14 protein-coding genes are annotated in these 20,582 nt (G+C 70.9%); 8 read left to right on the forward strand and 6 right to left on the reverse strand.

Annotated features, from left to right (window positions below; all coding sequences use genetic code 11):
* Positions 1-114 precede the first annotated feature (114 nt).
* Positions 115-3,624: a methionine synthase gene (metH, locus tag ACIBK6_RS13150; protein ID WP_399051276.1), complete on the reverse strand. Its 3,510-nt coding sequence runs from the start codon at positions 3,622-3,624 to the stop codon at positions 115-117.
* 295 nt (positions 3,625-3,919) lie between these two features.
* On the opposite strand from metH, the gene ACIBK6_RS13155 reads away from it, so the two are divergent.
* From ACIBK6_RS13155 to ACIBK6_RS13175, 5 genes are all read left to right on the forward strand, one after another.
* Complete coding sequence (locus ACIBK6_RS13155; RefSeq protein WP_399051277.1) at positions 3,920-4,684, forward strand: IclR family transcriptional regulator; 765 nt, start codon at positions 3,920-3,922, stop codon at positions 4,682-4,684.
* A 306-nt stretch (positions 4,685-4,990) separates the two neighbouring features.
* Positions 4,991-5,767: an MIP/aquaporin family protein gene (locus ACIBK6_RS13160; RefSeq protein ID WP_399051278.1), complete on the forward strand. Its 777-nt coding sequence runs from the start codon at positions 4,991-4,993 to the stop codon at positions 5,765-5,767.
* A gap of 43 nt (positions 5,768-5,810) precedes the next feature.
* The gene (gene glpK / locus ACIBK6_RS13165; RefSeq protein ID WP_399051279.1) at positions 5,811-7,337 is read left to right on the forward strand and encodes a glycerol kinase GlpK; all 1,527 of its coding nucleotides are present in this window, start codon (positions 5,811-5,813) and stop codon (positions 7,335-7,337) included.
* A 5-nt stretch (positions 7,338-7,342) separates the two neighbouring features.
* Positions 7,343-8,971, forward strand: coding sequence for an FAD-dependent oxidoreductase (locus tag ACIBK6_RS13170; RefSeq protein WP_399051280.1), 1,629 nt, complete (start codon positions 7,343-7,345; stop codon positions 8,969-8,971).
* 119 nt (positions 8,972-9,090) lie between these two features.
* Positions 9,091-9,762, forward strand: coding sequence for a FadR/GntR family transcriptional regulator (locus ACIBK6_RS13175; RefSeq protein ID WP_399051281.1), 672 nt, complete (start codon positions 9,091-9,093; stop codon positions 9,760-9,762).
* A gap of 15 nt (positions 9,763-9,777) precedes the next feature.
* On the opposite strand, the gene ACIBK6_RS13180 is transcribed toward ACIBK6_RS13175, so the two are convergent.
* The 5 genes from ACIBK6_RS13180 to ACIBK6_RS13200 are packed head-to-tail and all read right to left on the reverse strand — an operon-like array spanning position 9,778 to position 15,460.
* On the reverse strand, positions 9,778-10,809 hold the full coding sequence (locus tag ACIBK6_RS13180) for an ABC transporter permease (protein ID WP_399051282.1): 1,032 nt from the start codon (positions 10,807-10,809) through the stop codon (positions 9,778-9,780).
* The gene (locus ACIBK6_RS13185; RefSeq protein ID WP_399051283.1) at positions 10,806-12,308 is read right to left on the reverse strand and encodes a sugar ABC transporter ATP-binding protein; all 1,503 of its coding nucleotides are present in this window, start codon (positions 12,306-12,308) and stop codon (positions 10,806-10,808) included. The genes ACIBK6_RS13180 and ACIBK6_RS13185 overlap by 4 nt, the downstream gene beginning before the upstream one ends.
* Before the next feature lie 2 nt (positions 12,309-12,310).
* Entirely contained in the window at positions 12,311-13,348 is a 1,038-nt protein-coding gene (locus ACIBK6_RS13190; protein WP_399051284.1) for a sugar ABC transporter substrate-binding protein, read from the reverse strand.
* Between the two features lie 19 nt (positions 13,349-13,367).
* Positions 13,368-14,144, reverse strand: coding sequence for an SDR family NAD(P)-dependent oxidoreductase (locus ACIBK6_RS13195; RefSeq protein ID WP_399051285.1), 777 nt, complete (start codon positions 14,142-14,144; stop codon positions 13,368-13,370).
* Positions 14,141-15,460, reverse strand: a complete 1,320-nt coding sequence (locus ACIBK6_RS13200; protein WP_399051286.1) for an enolase C-terminal domain-like protein — start codon at positions 15,458-15,460, stop codon at positions 14,141-14,143. Before ACIBK6_RS13200 ends, ACIBK6_RS13195 begins: the two co-directional genes overlap by 4 nt.
* Positions 15,461-15,820: 360 nt before the next feature.
* Here ACIBK6_RS13200 and ACIBK6_RS13205 point away from each other — a divergent pair, with 360 nt between their 5' ends.
* The 3 genes from ACIBK6_RS13205 to ACIBK6_RS13215 all read left to right on the forward strand — a co-directional run bounded on the left by ACIBK6_RS13205 (position 15,821) and on the right by ACIBK6_RS13215 (position 20,531).
* Entirely contained in the window at positions 15,821-16,804 is a 984-nt protein-coding gene (locus ACIBK6_RS13205; protein WP_399051287.1) for a PAC2 family protein, read from the forward strand.
* Between the two features lie 253 nt (positions 16,805-17,057).
* A complete protein-coding gene (locus tag ACIBK6_RS13210; protein ID WP_399051288.1) occupies positions 17,058-18,464 on the forward strand; it encodes an NADP-dependent succinic semialdehyde dehydrogenase in 1,407 nt (468 codons plus the stop codon).
* A gap of 321 nt (positions 18,465-18,785) precedes the next feature.
* Positions 18,786-20,531: a S8 family peptidase gene (locus tag ACIBK6_RS13215; protein WP_399051289.1), complete on the forward strand. Its 1,746-nt coding sequence runs from the start codon at positions 18,786-18,788 to the stop codon at positions 20,529-20,531.
* Positions 20,532-20,582: the final 51 nt, after the last annotated feature.

Below are 20,582 nucleotides of genomic sequence, written 5' to 3' on the forward strand. Positions count from 1 at the left end.
GAAGGCCGGTCGCCTTCCCCAGCTGGGAAAAGCGACCGGCCTCTACTGGGCGACCAGTGTACGTCCAGCCCGCTGAACACGCGCTGAATTATCTGCCGCGCCCTGTCACCGGGGTCACCGGGCGTTGAAGTACTTGGCTTCGGGGTGGTGGATGACGATGGCGTCGGTGGACTGCTCGGGGTGGAGCTGGAACTCCTCGGAGAGGTGGACGCCGATCCGCTCCGGTTCGAGCAGTTCGGCGATCTTCGCCCGGTCCTCCAGGTCGGGGCAGGCCCCGTAGCCGAGCGAGAAGCGGGCGCCGCGGTACTTCAGCGCGAACATGTCTTCCACGTCCGAGGGGTCCTCGCCCGCGAAGCCGAGCTCGGAACGCACCCGGGCGTGCCAGTACTCGGCGAGCGCCTCGGCCAACTGGACGGACAGGCCGTGCAGTTCGAGGTAGTCGCGGTAGGAGTTGGCCTCGAAGAGCTCGGCGGTGGCCTCGCCGATCTTCGAGCCGACCGTGACCACCTGGAGCCCGACCACGTCCCTCTCGCCGGACTCCTCCGGTCGGAAGAAGTCCGCCAGGCACAGCCGGCGGCCGCGGCGCTGGCGCGGGAAGGTGAAGCGGGTCCGCTCGGAGCCGTCCTCGCCAAGGAGGATCAGGTCGTCGCCCTTGGACACGCAGGGGAAGTAGCCGTAGACGACGGCCGCTTCGAGCAGGTTGCGGGTGTGCAGCTGCTCCAGCAGGCCGCGCAGCCGCGGCCGGCCCTCGGTCTCCACCAGCTCCTCGTACGTCGGGCCGCCCGCGCGGGCCTGCTTGAGACCCCACTGGCCCTTGAACAGGGCGCCCTCGTCCAGCCAGGACGCGTACTCCTTGAGGCCGATGCCCTTGATGACGCGGGTGCCCCAGAACGGCGGGGTCGGCACCGGGTTGTCGGTGGACACGTCGGAGCGCGCCGCGCCCTCGGGCTCCTTGACCTCAAGGACGGCTGCGTCGCGCTGGGGGACGCGGCGCTGCTTGAGCTCGGGCAGTACGGCGCCGGGCACGCCGCGCTTCACGCCGATGAGGGCGTCCATGAGGCGCAGGCCCTCGAACGCGTCGCGGGCGTAGCGGACTTCGCCCTCGTAGATCTCGTGCAGGTCCTGCTCGACGTAGGCCCGGGTCAGCGCCGCGCCGCCGAGGATGACCGGATACTCGGCCGCCAGCTTGCGCTGGTTCAGCTCCTCCAGGTTCTCCTTCATGATCACGGTGGACTTGACCAGCAGGCCGGACATGCCGATGACGTCCGCGCGGTGCTCCTCGGCGGCCTCCAGGATCGCCGAAACCGGCTGCTTGATGCCGAGGTTGACCACGTTGTAGCCGTTGTTGGACAGGATGATGTCGACCAGGTTCTTGCCGATGTCGTGGACGTCGCCGCGGACGGTGGCGAGCACGATGGTGCCCTTGCCCTCCGCGTCGGACTTCTCCATGTGCGGCTCCAGATGGGCCACCGCCGCCTTCATGACCTCGGCGGACTGGAGCACGAACGGCAGCTGCATCTGGCCCGAGCCGAACAGCTCGCCGACCACCTTCATGCCCGCGAGCAGGGTGTTGTTGACGATGTCGAGGGCCGGGGTGTCCTGGAGGGCCTCGTCGAGGTCGGCCTCCAGGCCGTTCTTCTCGCCGTCGATGATGCGGCGCTGGAGGCGCTCGTCCAGCGGCAGCGCGAGGAGTTCCTCGGCCTTGCCCGCCTTCATCGACTTCATGTTGACGCCCTCGAACAGCTCCATGAGCTTCTGGAGGGGGTCATACCCCTCGGCGCGCCGGTCGTAGATCAGGTCGAGGGCGACCTTGACCTGCTCCTCTTCCAGGCGCGCGATGGGCAGGATCTTGGAGGCGTGCACGATCGCCGAATCCAGACCCGCCTTGACGCACTCGTCCAGGAAGACCGAGTTGAGGACCACGCGCGCGGCCGGGTTGAGGCCGAAGGAGATGTTGGACAGGCCCAGCGTGGTCTGCACCTCGGGGTGGCGGCGCTTGAGTTCGCGGATCGCCCCGATGGTGGCGATGCCGTCGCCCCGCGACTCCTCCTGGCCGGTGCAGATGGTGAAGGTCAGCGTGTCGATGAGGATGTCGCACTCGTGCACCCCCCAGTTGCCGGTCAGATCGGCGATGATCCGCTCGGCGATGGCCACCTTGGCCTCGACGGTACGGGCCTGGCCCTCCTCGTCGATGGTCAGCGCGATCAGCGCCGCGCCGTGCTCCACGGCCAGCTTGGTGACCTTCGCGAAGCGCGACTCGGGCCCGTCGCCGTCCTCGTAGTTGACCGAGTTGATGACGGCGCGCCCGCCGAGCTTCTCCAACCCGGCCTCGATGACGGGGAGTTCGGTGGAGTCAAGGACGATGGGGAGCGTGGAGGCGGTCGCGAAGCGGCCGGCCAGTTCGGCCATGTCGGCCACGCCGTCCCGGCCCACGTAGTCGACGCAGAGGTCGAGCATGTGGGCGCCCTCGCGGATCTGGTCCCGGGCCATCTCCACGCAGTCGTCCCAGCGGCCCTCCAGCATGGCCTCGCGGAACTTCTTCGACCCGTTGGCGTTCGTACGCTCGCCGATCGCGAGGTAGGAGGTGTCCTGGCGGAACGGCACCGTCTGGTAGAGGGACGCGGCGCCCGGCTCGGGGCGCGGATCGCGCACGCCCGGCTCGACGCCCCGGACCCGCTCCACGACCTGGCGCAGGTGCTCAGGGGTCGTACCGCAGCAGCCGCCCACCAGGGACAGGCCGTACTCGCGGACGAAGTTCTCCTGCGCGTCGGCCAGGCCCTCGGGGCCGAGCGGGAAGTGCGCGCCGTCCCTGGTGAGGACGGGCAGGCCCGCGTTCGGCATGCACAGGAGCGGGATGCGGGAGTGCCGGGTGAGGTAGCGCAGGTGCTCGCTCATCTCGGCCGGGCCGGTCGAGCAGTTCAGGCCGATCATGTCGACGCCGAGCGGTTCGAGCGCGGTCAGCGCGGCGCCGATCTCGGAGCCGAGCAGCATCGTGCCGGTCGTCTCGAACGCCAGGGAGCACAGCAGCGGCAGGTCGGCTCCGGCCGCCTCCATCGCGCGGCGCGCACCGAGGATGGCCGCCTTCGTCTGGAGGAGGTCCTGGGTGGTCTCCACGATCAGGGCGTCCGCGCCGCCCGCGATCAGGCCCTCGGCATTCGCCTGGAAGCCGTCGCGCAGCGTGGTGTAGCCGATGTGGCCGAGCGTCGGCAGCTTCGTACCGGGGCCCATGGAGCCCAGGACCCAGCGCTGCTGTCCGCTCGACGCGGTGAACGCGTCGGCGACCTCGCGGGCGATCCGGGCGCCGGACTCGGAGAGCTCGAAGGCGCGCTCCGCGATGTCGTACTCGCTCAGTGCCGTGTGGTTCGCGCCGAAGGTGTTGGTCTCCACGCAGTCCACGCCGACCGCGAAGTACGCCTCGTGCACCGAGCGCACGATGTCGGGCCGGGTGACGTTGAGGACCTCGTTGCAGCCTTCGAGGTCCTGGAAGTCCTCCAGGGTCGGGTCCTGCGCCTGCAGCATGGTGCCCATCGCGCCGTCGGCCACCACCACCCGGGTGGCGAGCGCCGCACGGAGGGCGTCGATACGGGTCCGGCTGTCAGCGGAAGGGGTCGGCAACAAGGCCATGGATGTGCTCCCTGGAGTGCGACGGCTGTCGGCTTTGCGCCGTCCGGTGGGAGGGCGCACGCCGCCAGCGTAACCGGGTGGGCCGGGGCACCGCTCGGGTGTATCAGGGGGCGGACGGCCCTTGGGCGCCCCGCGGGGCGGGGCCCGGGCGGCTGCCTGATGTGCCGGAAGGGGGGCACTCACGGTGACACGAGGTCGGCAACGGCCGATACTGTTCAGCATTGCCGAACAATTCAGAACCGGCCGCTTCAGCGGCGACAGCCGGTTCAGCAGTGCCCGAAAGGGAGGGAGCGCGATGGCGCGCAACATCCAGTCGCTCGAACGGGCGGCAGCCATGCTGCGGCTGCTCGCGGGGGGCGAGCGACGGCTCGGCCTGTCCGAGGTGGCCTCCGCGATGGGCCTCGCCAAGGGCACCGCGCACGGCATCCTGCGGACCCTGCAGGCCGAGGGCTTCGTGGAGCAGGACCCGGCCTCGGGCCGCTACCAGCTCGGCGCGGAGCTGCTGCGCCTGGGCAACAGCTACCTGGACGTCCACGAGCTGCGGGCCCGCGCCCTGGTGTGGACGGACGATCTGGCGAGGTCCAGCGGCGAGAGCGTGTACGTGGGGGTGCTGCACCAGCAGGGCGTGCTGATCATGCATCACGTCTTCCGGCCCGACGACAGCCGCCAGGTCCTGGAGGTGGGTGCCATGCAGCCGCTGCACTCCACGGCCCTGGGCAAGGTGCTGTCCGCGTACGACCCGGTGGCGCACACCGAGGCCGTGGACAACGTGCAGGAGGCGTTCACGGCCCGCACGGTGACGCTGGCCGAGGACTTCGAGGAGCTGCTCGACCTGACCCGGGCGCGCGGCTGGGCCTCGGACATCGAGGAGACCTGGGACGGCGTCGCCTCGGTGGCCGCGCCCATTCACGACCGGCGCCGGATGCCGGTCGGCGCGGTGGGCGTCACGGGCGCCGTCGAGCGGGTCTGCAAGGACGGCGAGGTCCGGGCCGAGCTGGTGGCCGCGGTACGGGACTGCGCCCGTGCGGTCTCCCGTGACCTGGGCGCCGGCCGCTTCTAGCGGCCCGGCAGCGGCACTCCCATAGCACTACATGATCTTGGTCGTCGGACCGGGGTCTGGTTTGTCGATTCGTACCAGGTGGTAACGATCAGGGATTCCGGCCACAGAAGCCTTGACGCCGACTTAACCCGGGGGCAAAACTGCCGGTCAACGGTCGGCATTGTCGAACACCTAACGACAATACGAGTTAGAGTGTGACAACGCCATGGGCCGGCAGCTCTCAGCCATGAGGGCGCGGATCACCGGAGGGACCCGGTGCTCTGCCTGTTGGGGTTTCCCCCTGGACGAAGGACAAAGGAGTCGCGGATGTCCAGCCACGACATCTTCATCGGCGAGACCATCGGTACCGCCGTTCTCATCCTGCTCGGCGGTGGCGTGTGCGCCGCCGTCACGCTGAAGCGCTCGAAGGCGCGGAACGCCGGCTGGCTCGCGATCACCTTCGGGTGGGGCTTCGCGGTGCTGACCGGCGCGTACATCTCCGCACCGCTCTCGGGTGCCCACCTCAACCCCGCGGTGACCCTCGGTCTCGCGATCGAGGGCGGCACCCAGTGGAGCGACGTCCCCGTGTACCTCGGCGGACAGTTGCTCGGCGCCATGCTCGGCGCGGTGCTCGTGTGGCTCGCCTACTACGGCCAGTTCCACGCGCACCTCACCGACCCCGAGATCCTGGACGACGGCAAGTCGGTCGAGGCCCGCGAGAGCGCGGCGGGACCGGTGCTCGGTATCTTCTCGACCGGCCCGGAGATCCGCCACACGGTGCAGAACCTGGTCACGGAGATCATCGCCACGGCCGTCCTGGTCCTCGCGATCCTGACGCAGGGCCTCAACGGCGACGGCAAGGGCCTCGGCGTCATCGGTGTGCTGATCACCGCACTCGTCGTGGTCGGCATCGGCCTCTCGCTCGGCGGCCCGACCGGTTACGCCATCAACCCGGTCCGCGACCTCGGCCCGCGCATCGTGCACGCCCTGCTGCCGCTGCCCAACAAGGGCGGTTCGGACTGGCGCTACGCCTGGATCCCGGTCGTCGGCCCGCTGATCGGCGGCGCGGTCGCCGGTGGCATCTACCACATCGCCTTCGCCTGACGAGAAGCTACGCGCCCCCCTTCGGACTTCCCAGGAGCACCCCATGAGCGACACGCACAGCACCGGCCCGTTCATCGCGGCCATCGACCAGGGCACCACCTCCAGCCGCTGCATCGTCTTCGACAAGGACGGCCGGATCGTCTCGGTCGACCAGAAGGAGCACGAGCAGATCTTCCCCAAGCCGGGCTGGGTGGAGCACGACGCCGCCGAGATCTGGACCAACGTCCAGGAGGTCGTGGCCGGCGCGGTCGAGAAGGCGGGCATCACCGCCGCCGACGTCAAGGCGATCGGCATCACCAACCAGCGTGAGACCACGCTGCTGTGGGACAAGAACACCGGCGAGCCCGTGCACAACGCGCTGGTCTGGCAGGACACCCGCACCGACGCGCTCTGCAAGGAGCTCGGCCGCAACGTCGGCCAGGACCGCTTCCGCCGCGAGACCGGCCTGCCGCTCGCGTCGTACTTCGCGGGCCCGAAGGTGCGCTGGCTGCTCGACAACGTCGAGGGCCTGCGCGAGCGTGCCGAGCGCGGCGAGATCCTCTTCGGCACCATGGACTCCTGGGTCATCTGGAACCTGACCGGCGGCACCGACGGCGGTGTGCACGTCACGGACGTCACCAACGCCTCGCGCACGCTGCTCATGAACCTGCACGAGATGGCCTGGGACGAGAAGATCCTCCAGTCCATGGACATCCCGGCGGCCCTGCTGCCCGAGATCCGCTCCTCCGCCGAGGTGTACGGACACGCCAAGGGCGGCGTCCTGGACGGCATCCCGGTCGCGTCCGCGCTCGGCGACCAGCAGGCGGCCCTGTTCGGCCAGACCTGCTTCTCCGAGGGCGAGGCCAAGTCCACCTACGGCACCGGCACCTTCATGCTCATGAACACCGGTGACAAGCCCGTCAACTCCTACAACGGCCTGCTGACCACCGTCGGCTACCAGATCGGCGAGCAGAAGCCGGTCTACGCCCTGGAAGGCTCCATCGCCGTCACGGGCTCGCTCGTCCAGTGGATGCGCGACCAGATGGGCATGATCAAGACCGCCGCCGAGATCGAGACCCTGGCGTCGTCGGTCGAGGACAACGGCGGCGCGTACTTCGTACCGGCCTTCTCCGGCCTGTTCGCCCCGTACTGGCGCTCCGACGCCCGCGGCGTGATCGCCGGTCTCACCCGGTACGTCACCAAGGCGCACATCGCGCGCGCCGTCCTTGAGGCAACCGCCTGGCAGACCCGCGAGATCACCGACGCCATGACGAAGGACTCCGGCGTCGAGCTCACCGCGCTGAAGGTCGACGGCGGCATGACCTCCAACAACCTGCTGATGCAGACCCTCTCGGACTTCCTGGACGCGCCGGTCGTGCGTCCGATGGTCGCCGAGACGACCTGCCTCGGCGCCGCCTACGCCGCCGGTCTGGCCGTCGGCTTCTGGCCGGACACCGACGCGCTGCGCGCCAACTGGCGCCGGGCGGCGGAATGGACCCCTCGCATGGACGCCGACCAGCGTGACAGCGAGTACAAGAACTGGCTCAAGGCCGTCGAGCGGACCATGGGCTGGATCGAGGACGAGGAGTAATCGACATGACCACCCTGCAGAGCGTCCCTGCCCTCGGGACGCACCCGGCCTCCGGCTCCACTGTGTCTTCTTTCAAGGCAGTGAGCCGCGCCGAAACACGGGAGCAGCTCTCCACGGCGACGTACGACCTCCTGGTGATCGGCGGCGGCATCCTGGGCATCTCCACCGCCTGGCACGCCGCGCAGTCCGGACTGCGGGTGGCGCTGGTGGACGCCGGTGACTTCGCCGGCGCCACCTCCTCCGCCTCCTCCAAGCTGCTCCACGGCGGTCTGCGCTACCTGCAGACCGGCGCGGTGAAGCTGGTCGCGGAGAACCACTTCGAGCGGCGTGCGGTGTCCCGTCAGGTGGCCCCGCACCTCGCCAACCCGCTCACGTTCTACCTGCCCGTGTACAAGGGCGGCCCGCACGGTGCCGCCAAGCTGGGGGCCGGCGTCTTCGCCTACTCGGCGCTGTCCGCCTTCGGCGACGGCGTGGGCCACCTGCTGTCCCCCGCGAAGGCCGCGGCGGACGTGCCCGAGCTGCGTACGGACAACCTGAAGGCCGTGGCCGTCTACGGCGACGACCAGATGAACGACGCCCGCATGGCCCTGATGACGGTCCGCGCCGCCGTCGAGGCCGGCGCGGTCGTCCTCAACCACTCCGAGGTCACCGGCCTGCGCTTCACCAAGGGCCGGGTGACGGGCGCCGACCTCAAGGACCGGCTGTCCGGCGAGGAGTTCGGCGTCAACGCGCGCCTCGTCCTCAACGCGACCGGCCCGTGGGTCGACCACCTGCGCAAGATGGAGGACCCCGACTCGGCTCCCTCCATCCGCCTCTCCAAGGGCGCGCACCTCGTCCTCAAGCGCACCGCCCCCTGGAAGGCCGCGCTGGCGACCCCGATCGACAAGTACCGCATCACCTTCGCCCTCCCCTGGGAGGACATGCTCCTGCTCGGCACCACCGACGAGGAGTTCGAGGGCGACCCGGCGGACGTCCGCGTCACCGAGGCGGACACCGCGCAGATCCTGGACGAGGCCGCGTTCTCGATCCGCGACCAGCAGCTGTCCCGCGATCTGATCACGTACTCCTTCGCGGGTCTGCGGGTGCTGCCCGGCGGTCCCGGCGACACCTCGAAGGCCAAGCGCGAGACGGTCGTCACCGAGGGCCGCGGCGGCATGCTGTCGGTGGCCGGCGGCAAGTGGACGACCTTCCGCCACATCGGCCGTACGGTGATGAAGAAGCTGGAGCAGCTGCCGGGCCACCCGCTCGGCGACGACTTCGAGCCCATCTCCCAGCTGCCCGGCAAGATGCCGCTGCCCGGTATAGCCAACCCGCGTGCCGTCGCCCACCGCCTGATGGTGGACGGCCCGGCGCCCGGTCCGCGCATGTCGGCCGACACCGCCAAGCACCTGGCCACGCACTACGGTTCGCTGTCCTTCGACATCGCGCGCCTGGCCAACGAGGACGCGGCGCTCGCCGAGCGCATCCACCCGGACGCGCCGGAGATCTGGGCGCAGGTCGTGTACGCCCGTGACCACGAGTGGGCCGAGACGGCCGACGACGTGCTGCGCCGCCGTACGACCCTGACGATCCGGGGTCTGGCCACGGACGAGATCCGCGGCAAGGTCGACGACCTGCTGGGCAAGAAGATCTGACGGTACGTCAACAACCGGCGAGGGGCGGTTCCCGCGAGGGGCCGCCCCTTTCGCGTACTCCGTGACGGCCAGGACCGCATAATGGGGCCCATACATCGGATGTATGGAGGAGGCCGTTCATGGCTGTCACCGACGAGGCCATCGAGAAGATCAAGGAAATGATCGTCTCCGGTGCGCTGCGGCCGGGCGACCGGCTCCCCAAGGAGAGCGAACTCGCCGCCGAGCTCGGCCTGTCGCGCAACTCGCTGCGCGAGGCGGTGCGGGCGCTGTCGCTGATCCGCATCCTGGACGTACGGCAGGGCGACGGCACGTACGTCACCAGCCTGGACCCGCAGCTCCTCCTGGAGGCGATGAGCTTCGTGGTGGACTTCCACCGCGACGACACGGTCCTGGAGTTCCTCGCGGTACGCCGCATCCTGGAGCCGGCCGCGACGGCGATGGCGGCGGCGCGGATCACCGAGCCCGAACTCGACGCGCTGTCGGCGCAGTTGGACGCGCTGGGGGCGGCGCCGTCGGTGGAGGAGCTGGTGGCGGCCGACCTCGAATTCCACCGGGGCATCGTGGCGGGCTCGGGCAACTCGGTGCTCTGCTCCCTGCTCGACGGTCTGTCCGGGCCGACGACGCGGGCCCGGATCTGGCGCGGGCTCACCCAGGAGGACGCGGTGAGCCGCACGCTGCACGAGCACCGGGCCATCCTCACGGCCCTGCGGGACCGGGACGCGGAGGCCGCGCGGTCCTGGGCGACGGTGCACATCGCGAGCGTGGAGCAGTGGCTGAGGTCCACATTGTGAGCCCGCAGGGTTGGGCTACGTCTGCTTCTCTCCGCTGGCGAAGCGGCTGATCACCAGCGCCACGATGATGATCGCCCCGTTCAGGAACTGGTTCCACAGCGCCGGGACGCCGCCCAGCGTCATGACGTTGACCACCAGTTGAAGGGTCAGAACGCCGGTCAGGGCGCCGAACAGGGTGCCCCGGCCGCCCTTCAGGCTGATCCCGCCGATCACCGCCGCCGCGAACACCTGGAAGATCCACCCGCTGCCCTGGCCCGCCGCCACCGAGCCGTAGTGGCCCGCGTACAGGATCCCCGCGAAGGCGGCGAGCATTCCGCCGATCGCGAGCACGATCCAGGTGACCCGGTCGACCCGGATGCCGGCCGCGCGGGCCGCCTCCGGGTTGCCCCCGATCGCGTACAGCGCCCGCCCGTGCCGCAGCCACGCGAGCCCGGCCCCGCCGGCCGCGAAGAGCGCGAGGCAGATCCAGACCGCGGCGGGCGCCCCGAGCCAGTCCGTCATGCCGAGGTAGCGGAAGGACGGCGGCATGTCGATGATGGCCTTGCCCTCGGTGATGCCGGTGTGCAGGCCCCGCAGCATCGTCAGCATGCCGAGGGTGGCGATGAACCCGTTGACGTTCAGCTTCAGCATCAGGAAGCCGTTGAACGCGCCGATGGCCAGGCCGACCAGGAGGCACACCGGGATCGCCGTCCAGCCGGGCAGCAGGCCGACACCCACGAACCGGCCGCCGGGCGCGCCCGACGGCAGGATCAGCCACAGCGCGACGACCGGCGCGATGCCGATCGTCGACTCCAGGGACAGGTCCATGCGGCCGCAGATCAGGATGAGCGCCTCGCCGAGGACGAGCAGGCTCAGCTCGGACGACTGCTGGATGACGCTGATCAGGTTGCCCGAGGTCAGGAACACCGGCGAGACGATGAAGCCGATGACCATCAGGACCAGGATCACGGGGACGAGGGAGAAATCGCTCCAGCGGACGCGCGACAGGCTCCGCAGCGGGCTCGTCTGCCGCGGTTCGGCCGGCGCTTCGGTCGCCGTGTCGGTCATGGCCGTTCCCCCACACCTTCCATGGCGGCGACCAGTTCGCGGTCGGTCCACCCGCTGTCGAATTCCGCGACGACACGCCCGTGGAACAGCGCGAGCACCCGGTCGCACACTCTGAGGTCGTCCAGTTCGTCGGAGACGATCAGCGCCGCGCTGCCTTCGTCGGCGACCCGCCGCACCACGCCGAGGAGCGCGTCCTTGGACTTCACGTCCACGCCCGCGGTGGGGCGTACCGCGACCAGCGCCACCGGCTTCCTGGCCAGCGCGCGGGCCACCACCACCTTCTGCTGATTGCCGCCCGACAGGTCCGAGACCGGCTGCTGGGGCCCCCGCGTCCTGATGTCGAGCGAGCCGATCATCGACCGGGCGAACTCCCTTGTCCGGGACGGGAGTACGGTCCCCCACGGCCCGAGCTGATCGGTCACCGTCAGTGTGGCGTTCTCGGCGACCGAGCGGTCCGGGACCAGCCCCTGGCGGTGCCGGTCCTCGGGGATGTAGCCGATGCCCGCGTCGAGCGCATGCGGCACACTGCCCGGTTTCACCGGCCTGCCGTGCACCGTGACCCGGCCCGCGCTCGCTCTGCGCATCCCGGCGAGGGTCTCGCCGAGCGCGGTGCTGCCACTGGCCGCGGCTCCGGCCACACCGAGGACTTCACCGGGGCGTACCGCGAGGTCGAGCGGCTCGAACTCCCCGTCGAGCGCGAGCCCTTCGGTCCGCAGGACCGGTTCCACTTCCCGTACGCTCCTGGCCGCCGCCCGCCAGGAAGCCGCGGGGCCGCCCGCTCGCTCGCCCGTCATCGCCGCGACCAGCTCCTCCTTGGGGAGGTCGGCGACGGAGGCGGTCAGGACCCGGCGGGCGTCGCGGTAGACGGTGACCGCGGTGCAGAGCTCGTACACCTCCTGGAGGTGGTGCGAGATGAACAGGAAGGCCACGCCCTGGCCCTGCAGTTCGCGCAGTTTGGTGAACAGGCGCTGGATGCCGCGGGCGTCGAGCTGGGCGGTCGGTTCGTCCAGGACGATCAGCCGGGCGCCGAACGACAGGGCGCGGGCGATCTCCACGAACTGGCGCTGCTCGACGGAGAGTTGACTCGCCCGGGTGTCGGGGTCGACGCTCACCCCGTACTCCGCGAGGAGCTCCGCGGCGCTGCGGCGCAGCCGGCTCCAGCGGATCCGCCGGCCCTCGAAGCGGTTCAGGTAGAGGTTCTCGGCGACGGTCAGGTCCGGGACGACCATGGACTTCTGGTAGACGCAGGCGACCTTGGACTGCCAGGCCGCCCGGTCGCCGGGGGCCGGTGCGGGGGCGCCGCCGAAGGCGACCGTTCCCGCGTCCGGGCGGTGCAGTCCGGTGACCACCCCGACCAGGGTGGACTTCCCGGCGCCGTTGCGGCCGACCAGCGCATGCGACTCACCGGGCCGCACGGTCAGCGAGGCCCCGTCGAGCGCGACGGTGGGCCCGAAGCGTTTGACGATGCCGTGGGCTCGCAGGGCGGGTTCGGGTGCCACGGCTAGCTCTTCTTCTGGAGCTGGTTGGCCCACAGGGACGCGTCGTTGACGTTGTCCTTGGTGACCAGGGGCGCGGGCAGCTGGTCCTCGTACCCGTTCGGGATCTTGATGATGTTCGACCCGTGGTCGGTCGGACCCTCCTTGAACGTCTTTCCGTCCAGGGCGGCCTTGGCGTAGAACAGCGCGTACTTGGCGTAGAGGTCGGCGGGCTGGGAGACCGTCGCGTCGATCTTCCCGGCCTTGATGGCGTCGAACTCCTCGGGGATGCCGTCGTTGGAGACGATCGTGATGTGGCCCGCGGTGCCCGCCGGTTTGAGCAGGCCCTTCTGCTGGAGCAGGGCCAGGGTCGGCTGGAGAAAGACCCCGCCGGCCTGCATGTAGATGCCGCCCAGGTCGGGGTTGGCGGCGAGGGTCGACTGGAGCTTGGCGGAGGCCACGTCGCCCTTCCACTCGGTGGCGAGCTCGAAGACCTTGACGCCGGGGAAGTTCTTGTCCATGCAGGACTTGAAGGCCTCGGAGCGGTCGCGGCCGTTGATGGAGCTCAAGTCGCCCTGGAACTCGGCGACTTTGCCCTGGCCCTTGAGCTGCTGACCGAGGTACTGGCAGGCCTTCTCGCCGTACGCCTTGTTGTCGGCCCGCACCACCATGTAGACGTCGCCCTTCTCGGGGCGGGTGTCAACGCTGACGACCGGGATCTTCTTCTGGTTCAGACTCTCCAGGGTGGAGGCGATCGCGCCGGTGTCCTGCGGGGCCATGACGACGGCCTTGGCGCCCAGGTCGGTGAAGACGGTGACATTGGAGACCAGCTTGCCGACGTCGTTCTGGGAGTTGGTGAGCGGCAGCGCGGAGACGTCGCCGGCCTTGACACCCAGCTCGATGTAGTGCTGGTAGGAGTTCCAGAAGTCGCTGTCGCTGCGCGGCAGGTCGATGCCGACCTGCCGGCCGCCCGTGCCGCCGCCGGACTGGCGGTTGCAGCCGGTGAGCGCCGCGACCGCCACAAGTACGGTGCAGGCGGCGGCAGTTGTCGTACGCACTCTCATGGTCCCGTCCTTCGAGTGATCAGTTGGTGGGGCGCAGGCGCAGGCCCTGCATGCCGCCGTCGACCGCGAGGGCCGTGCCGGTGACGGCGGCCGCGGCGGGACTGGCGAGATAGGCGATGGCGGCGGCGACCTCGGCGGCGGACACCAGGCGCCCCATCGGCTGGCGCGCCCGGAGTGCGGCCCGCTCGGCCGCCGGATCGTCCGCCCGGTCCAGCAGCCGGGCGACCCAGGGGGTGTCCGCGGTGCCGGGGTTCACGCAGTTGACCCGGATGCCTTCGCGCACGTGGTCGGCGGCCATGGCGAGGGTGAGGGAGAGGACCGCGCCCTTGGCCGCGCTGTACAGGGCGCGCTGCGGCAGGCCCGCGGTGGCGGCGATGGAGCAGGTGTGGGTGAGGGACGCGCGGCCGGGCCGCTCCCCGGCCGCGCGTCGCAGATGGGGCAGCGTGTGCCGGGCCACCCGGACCATGCCGAGGACGTTGACGTCGAGGACCCGGCGCCATTCGGCGTCGTCGTTGTCCTCGACGGTGCCGATGGCGCCGATGCCCGCGTTGGAGACGACGGTGTGCAGGCCGCCGAGTTCGTGCGCGGCGCGGGTCACCGCGTCCCGTACGCCCGCGTCGTCGGTGACATCGGCCTCCAGGGATAGGGCGGCGCCGGGGGCGCCTTTCACGTCCCGGTCGAGCACGGCGACCCGGGCGCCCCGCTCCATGAGGAGTTCGGCGACGGCGGCGCCGATGCCCGAGGCGCCGCCGGTGACCAGGGCGGCCATGCCGTCGAAGTCCCTTGCGGTACTCATGAGTTGACCTCCAAGGCCGGACGGCGGGCCTGCCACTGCGGCCCGTCCGGATAGCGGTAGGCGGCGATCGTCGCAGGATGCATCCGGGCGGAGAAGCCTGGGGCACTCGGCGCGCGGTAGCGGCCGCCCTCGATGACGGCGGGGTCGGCGAAGTGCTCGTGGAGGTGGTCGACGTATTCGATGACGCGGTCCTCGCGGCTGCCGGACACGGCGACGAAATCGAACATGGCGAGGTGCTGGACGAGCTCGCACAGACCGACCCCGCCCGCGTGCGGGCAGACGGGCACGCCGTACTTGGCGGCGAGCAGCAGGATCGCCAGGTTCTCGTTGACCCCGGCCACCCGGGCCGCGTCGATCTGCACGAAGTCCACTGCCCCGGCCTGCAGCAGCTGCTTGAACACGACCCTGTTGGCGACGTGTTCGCCGGTGGCGACCTTCACCGGCTGCCCGGCCCGCACGGCGGCGTGGCCCAGGATGTCGTCGGGGCTGGTCGGCTCCTCGATCCAGTGCGGTTCGTACGGGGCGAGCGCGGCCATCCAGCGGATCGCCTCACCGACGTCCCAGCGCTGGTTGGCGTCGACGGCGATCCGGATGCCGGGGCCGACGGCGGCGCGGGCCAGGCTCAGTCTGCGTACGTCGTCGGCCAGATCGGCGCCGACCTTCAGCTTGATCTGGACGAAGCCGTCCGCGACGGCCTCCTTGGCGAGCCTGACCAGTTTGGCGTCGTCGTAGCCGAGCCAGCCGGGCGAGGTGGTGTACGCGGGATAGCCCTCGGCGCGCAGGAGCCGGGCCCGTTCGGCGCGGCCGGGTTCGGCGGCGCGGAGGATGGCGAGCGCCTCCTCCCGGGTGAGCACATCGGTCAGATAGCGGAAGTCGACAAGCGAGACCAGGTCCTCGGAGGTCATCGAGGCGAGGAACTCCCACACCGGGAGGCCCGCCATGGTGGCCGCCAGGTCCCAGGCGGCGTTGACGACGGCGCCCGCCGCCATGTGTGTGACTCCCTTCTCCGGCCCCAGCCAGCGGAGTTGGGAGTCGTGGGTGAGGTCGTGGTGGAGGGCGGCCAGGCCGGCGGCGCCGGCCGGTGCCGGGCGGCCGACGACGTACGGCCGCAGTGCCTCGATGGCGGCGGCGGTCACCTCGTTGCCGCGGCCGATGGTGAAGACGAAGCCGTGGCCCTCGTGGCCGTCCTCGGTGCGCAGCACCACATAGGCGGCCGAGTAGTCCGGGTCGGGGTTCATGGCGTCCGAGCCGTCGAGCCGTTCCGAGGTGGGAAAGCGGATGTCGTGTACCTCGAACCCCGTGACGCTCGGTCTCATGCACGCCCCCTGGATCAACGCCTGGCTGAACGGCCGGATGAACGGCTGGACGGACCACTGGATGAACCGCTGAACGAACGTCCGCAGCTCCGCTTGCGGGAACGTTCGCGGGAACATCCGTATGGACATCGGATCTCTACCGGTCATCCGATGTATATCGCCGCTTGAGCACCACCGTCCAGAGTTTGGCCGAAGTTCCCGTTGCACAGCTCGGATGAATCACCGCCCCCGCTGGCTGCATACCCAGCCTCCGCCCCGTCGATTCCGGGCACAGGGTGCCGTGCACGGGGGCTGCGGCTGGGTAGGGCTGAAGCCGTAAGGTTGGGGCGTACGCAAGGGAACTTCTGAGGGAGGCACTGGGTGATCGAGCTGGAGGGCGTTCCCGAGCTGGTCGACCCGGTCATGATCGCCGCGTTCGAGGGCTGGAACGACGCGGGCGACGCCGCCTCCTCCGCGGTCGCGCACCTGGACGGGGTGTGGAAGGGCGAGGTCTTCGCCGCGCTCGACGCGGAGGACTACTACGACTTCCAGGTCAACCGGCCGACGGTGTGGCTGGACGGCGGGGTCCGCAAGATCACATGGCCCACCACCCGGCTCTCCGTGGTCCGGGTCGGCGGCGACAAGCCGCGCGACCTGGTGCTGGTGCGCGGCATCGAACCGTCGATGCGCTGGCGCTCGTTCTGCAACGAGATCCTGGGCTTCGCCCATGAGCTGGGCGTCGAGATGGTGGTCATCCTCGGCGCGCTGCTCGGCGACACCCCGCACACCCGGCCGGTGCCGGTGAGCGGAGTGACCTCCGATCCGGATCTGGCGCGGACGATGGACCTGGAGGAGACGCGGTACGAGGGCCCGACGGGCATCGTGGGCATCCTCCAGGAAGCCTGTACGCATGCGGGAGTTCCGGCGGTCAGCCTCTGGGCGGCGGTGCCGCACTACGTGTCGCAGCCGCCGAACCCGAAGGCAACGCTGGCCCTGCTCAACCGACTTGAGGACCTCATCGACCTGCGCATCCCGCTCGGCGAGCTGGCCGAGGACGCGCGGGCCTGGCAGCTGGGCGTCGACCAGCTCGCCGCGGAGGACAGCGAGGTGGCCGAGTACGTCCAGACGCTGGAGGAGGCGCGGGACACCGCGGATCTGCCGGAGGCGTCCGGCGAGGCGATCGCCCGGGAGTTCGAGCGGTATCTGCGGCGGCGGGACGGTGGGCCGGGCCCTGGCCATGCCACCGAGTCGGGTGACGCGTCGTATCTGCGCGACACGTCCAGCGGCCGCACGCGCCCACCGATGCCGCCGAAGGCAACGGGTCCCGGGGAGGACACCGGGGACGAGGAACCCCCCGAGGAGTAGGCCCCCTCGGGGCTGAGCATCCGGGGGCGCCGCCCCCGGACCCCCGCTCCTCAAATTCCCCCAAGGCCTGAAGGACCAGGGGGACCCCCATGAAGGGCTTGATTTTTCGCCTCCCGAGGCCGATGGTTCCTGCCCCCCGGGGCTGCTGGTTTTGCCTCCCGAGGCCGACGCCGTGTCGGATGCTTCGCGTTGCGGGTGCTCCTGGCGCGCGGGAAGGTCGAGGGACCAGTGTCTTCGGGAGGTGTCGTACAGCATGGTCATCGCCACCGTGAATCCGGCTACCGGGGAGACGCTCAAGAGCTTCGGGGCCATGGGGCCCGAGGAGGTCGAGCGGCGGCTCGCTGCGGCTCAGGTCGCGTTCGGTACGTACCGTACGACCGGGTTCGACCAGCGGGCCCGGCTCGTGCTGCGGGCGGCCGATCTCCTCGACGGCGACCGGGAGGACATCGCCCGGACCATGACCCTTGAGATGGGCAAGCCGGTCGCGGCGGCCCGCGCGGAGGCGGCGAAGTGCGCGAAGGCGCTGCGCTGGTACGCCGAGCACGCGCCCGCGCTGCTCGCCGACGAGGAGCCCGACCCGGACGACGTCCACGACTCCGGGGCCGACCGGGCCCGCGTCCACTACCGGCCGCTCGGCGCCGTCCTCGCCGTGATGCCGTGGAACTTCCCGCTCTGGCAGGTCGTGCGGTTCGCCGCGCCCGCGCTGATGGCGGGCAATGTCGCCCTGCTCAAGCACGCGTCGAACGTGCCGCAGACCGCGCTGTACCTGGAGGACCTGTTCCGCCGGGCCGGGTTCCCCGACGGCTGCTTCCAGACCCTGCTCATCGGCTCGGACGGCGTCGAGCGGGTGCTGCGCGACCCGCGGGTGGCGGCGGCGACGCTGACCGGGAGCGAACCCGCGGGCCGGTCGGTCGCGGCGATCTGCGGCGACGAGATCAAGAAGACCGTGCTCGAACTCGGCGGCAGCGACCCTTTTCTCGTGCTCGCCTCCGCCGATGTCGAGCGGGCCGCGCGGACCGCGGTGACCGCCCGGGTGCAGAACAACGGCCAGTCCTGCATCGCCGCGAAGCGCTTCATCGTGCACACCGACGTCTATGACGCGTTCGCCGAGCAATTCACCGCTGGAATGCGGGAGTTGACGGTCGGCGATCCGCTTCTGGAGGGCACCGACGTGGGTCCGCTGGCCAGCGAGCAGGGCCGCGCCGATCTGGAGGAGCTGGTCGAGGACGCCGTACGCAAAGGGGCCACCGCGCTGTGCGGCGGGCGCCGGCCCGACGGGCTCGACCGGGGCTGGTTCTATCTGCCGACCGTGCTCGCCGGCATCACCGCGGACATGCGGATCCACCGCGAGGAGGCCTTCGGGCCGGTCGCCACGCTCTACCGGGTGCGGGACGCCGGCGAGGCCGTGACGGTCGCCAACGACACGCCGTTCGGGCTGAGTTCCAACGTGTGGACCCGCGATCCGGCCGAAGTGGACCGCTGTGTACGGGACCTCCAGGCGGGCGGGGTGTTCTTCAACGGGATGACCGCCTCCCATCCGGCCTTCCCGTTCGGCGGCGTCAAGCGTTCCGGCTACGGCCGCGAGCTCTCCGGGCACGGCATCCGCGAGTTCTGCAACGTGACGACGGTGTGGCACGGCGCGGAGCCGTCCGCCGACTGACCCCGAACGGATCCCTCCCCGGCTCCGCACGGGTCCCTCCCCGGCCGCGCGCGGCCCCGAACCGATCCCGGTCCGCCCGCCCCCGGCCCCGGCCGGGTAGGGATCCCTTCGTCCCTCCCGCCCCACGGACATCGCCAACCTCCGCAGCATTTGGCCTACTTGAGGCGGGACATCGTTTTCCCGCCGGATTGCACGGGTTGCCCATTCAGCTTGATTTCAAACTCTGTTCGTGCGAGCGGGGTGGACGATCCGGCGCTGCGGGTGCAGGGTGTCTCCCCGTAGGCACGCCAAGCACAGCACCCGAGGGGAGCGGCGGAAGCGATGACCGATCGGATTCTCCCGGGCCAGGGCCCCGGAACGGCGGGCCCCGGACCCGATGGAGCTGGATTCACCTATCACGGAGCCGAGCCGGAACTGATCGTCGTCGCGCGGGCCGAAGCCCGGTTGCGCGTCGGCGCCGAGGGCGTCCGGTCGGCTTCCGGAGCCGACACCACGGCTCTCTCGATGTTCCTCGCCGATGAACAGCTCACCCTGCAACCGCTGTTCGGCCGCGAGGAGCGACTGGCCCAGGTGCCCCAAGTACCGCAGGGCACCTCCCGGGACGCCCTCCCGGACCTGTCCCTCTACTACCGGGTACGCGGTGGAAGCGAGCGGGCAGAGGAGCTGACCGCACGGCTCGCGGCGCTGCCCGGGATCGAGACGGCCTATGTGAAGCCGGGCGCCGTGCCGGCCTCGCTGACCGGACGCGACGAGGAGACGGCCGGGCGGCTGAAGGAGGGCGCGCCCGCGACGCCCGACTTCACGGGCCGGCAGGGCTACTTGAACCCCGCGCCCGAGGGCATCGACGCGTACTGGGCGTGGCTGCGGCCGGGCGGCTGCGGCGAGGGCGTCACCGTCATCGACGTCGAGGGCGCCTGGCAGCTGGGCCACGAGGACCTGGCGGGCAAGCTCGCCGGGATCGTGGTGGGCACGCCCGTCCAGGACGTGGCATGGCGCAACCACGGTACGGCCGTCCTCGGGGTCCTCGGCGGCGACCGGGACGAGAAGGGCATCACCGGGATCACCCCGGAGGCGGTCACGGCGGCCGCCTCGTTCCAGGGCATCGGCACGGCGGCGGCGATCCACGCCGCGGCCGAACGCCTCTCGCCCGGCGACATCGTGCTGGTCGAACTGCACCGCCCGGGGCCGCGGTTCGACTTCCAGGACCGGGACGACCAGGCCGGGTACATCCCGGTCGAGTGGTGGCCGGACGACTTCGCGGCGATCCGCTGGGCGAGCGCGAAGGGCGTCCTGGTGGTGGCGGCGGGCGGCAACGGCGGCGAGAGTCTGGACGACGCGCTGTACGAGCGGCGTCCCGACGCGTTCCCGCAGGGCTGGCGCAACCCGTTCAACCCGTCCAACCAGTCCTCGGGCGCGGTCCTGGTGGGCGCGGGCGCCCCGCCGCCCGGCACGCACGGCCGCGATCACGGCCCGGACCGCTCTCGGCTCGCGTTCTCCAACTACGGCGCCCGCGTGGACGCCCAGGGCTGGGGCCGCGAGACCACGACGACCGGCGGGTTCTGGGACCGGGCGGGCGACCTCCAGGGCGGTGCCGAGGAGATCGCCTGGTACACGGACGCGTTCTCCGGAACGTCGTCGGCCTCGCCCATCGTGGCCGGCGCCCTCGCCTCGCTCCAGGGCATGCTGAAGGCGACGGGGCAGCCGCCCATGTCTCCGGAGCGGGCCCGCACCATCCTGCGGTCGACGGGTTCGCCGCAGCAGGACGCGCCGGGCCGGCCCGCGTCCCAGCGCATCGGCAACCGGCCCGACATCAAGGCCGCGGTGGCCCGTCTGATGCCCTCGACGGTCGGCACCGGCCAGGCCGAGCGGTACTGGGACGAACTGCTCCCCTACCCCCGTGAACTGCCCCCGAGGCTCCGGCTGTTCGTGGCCGGGGCATGGCGCAACCTGAACAACCCCGGGCCCGAGCTCCGCCAGGCGGTGCACTCCGCCTTCGCGGCCGGACGGCCGGACGTACGGGTCTGGTTCTCGGACGACGAGGTCGTCGGCCTGGTGGTCGCCGGCTGACCGCGCGGGACACCGGACAGCGCATCGAACTCACACAAGGGAAGGTGACAC

Origin of the sequence: Streptomyces sp. NPDC050485 (assembly GCF_044458185.1) — a bacterium.
Lineage (GTDB): Bacteria > Actinomycetota > Actinomycetes > Streptomycetales > Streptomycetaceae > Streptomyces.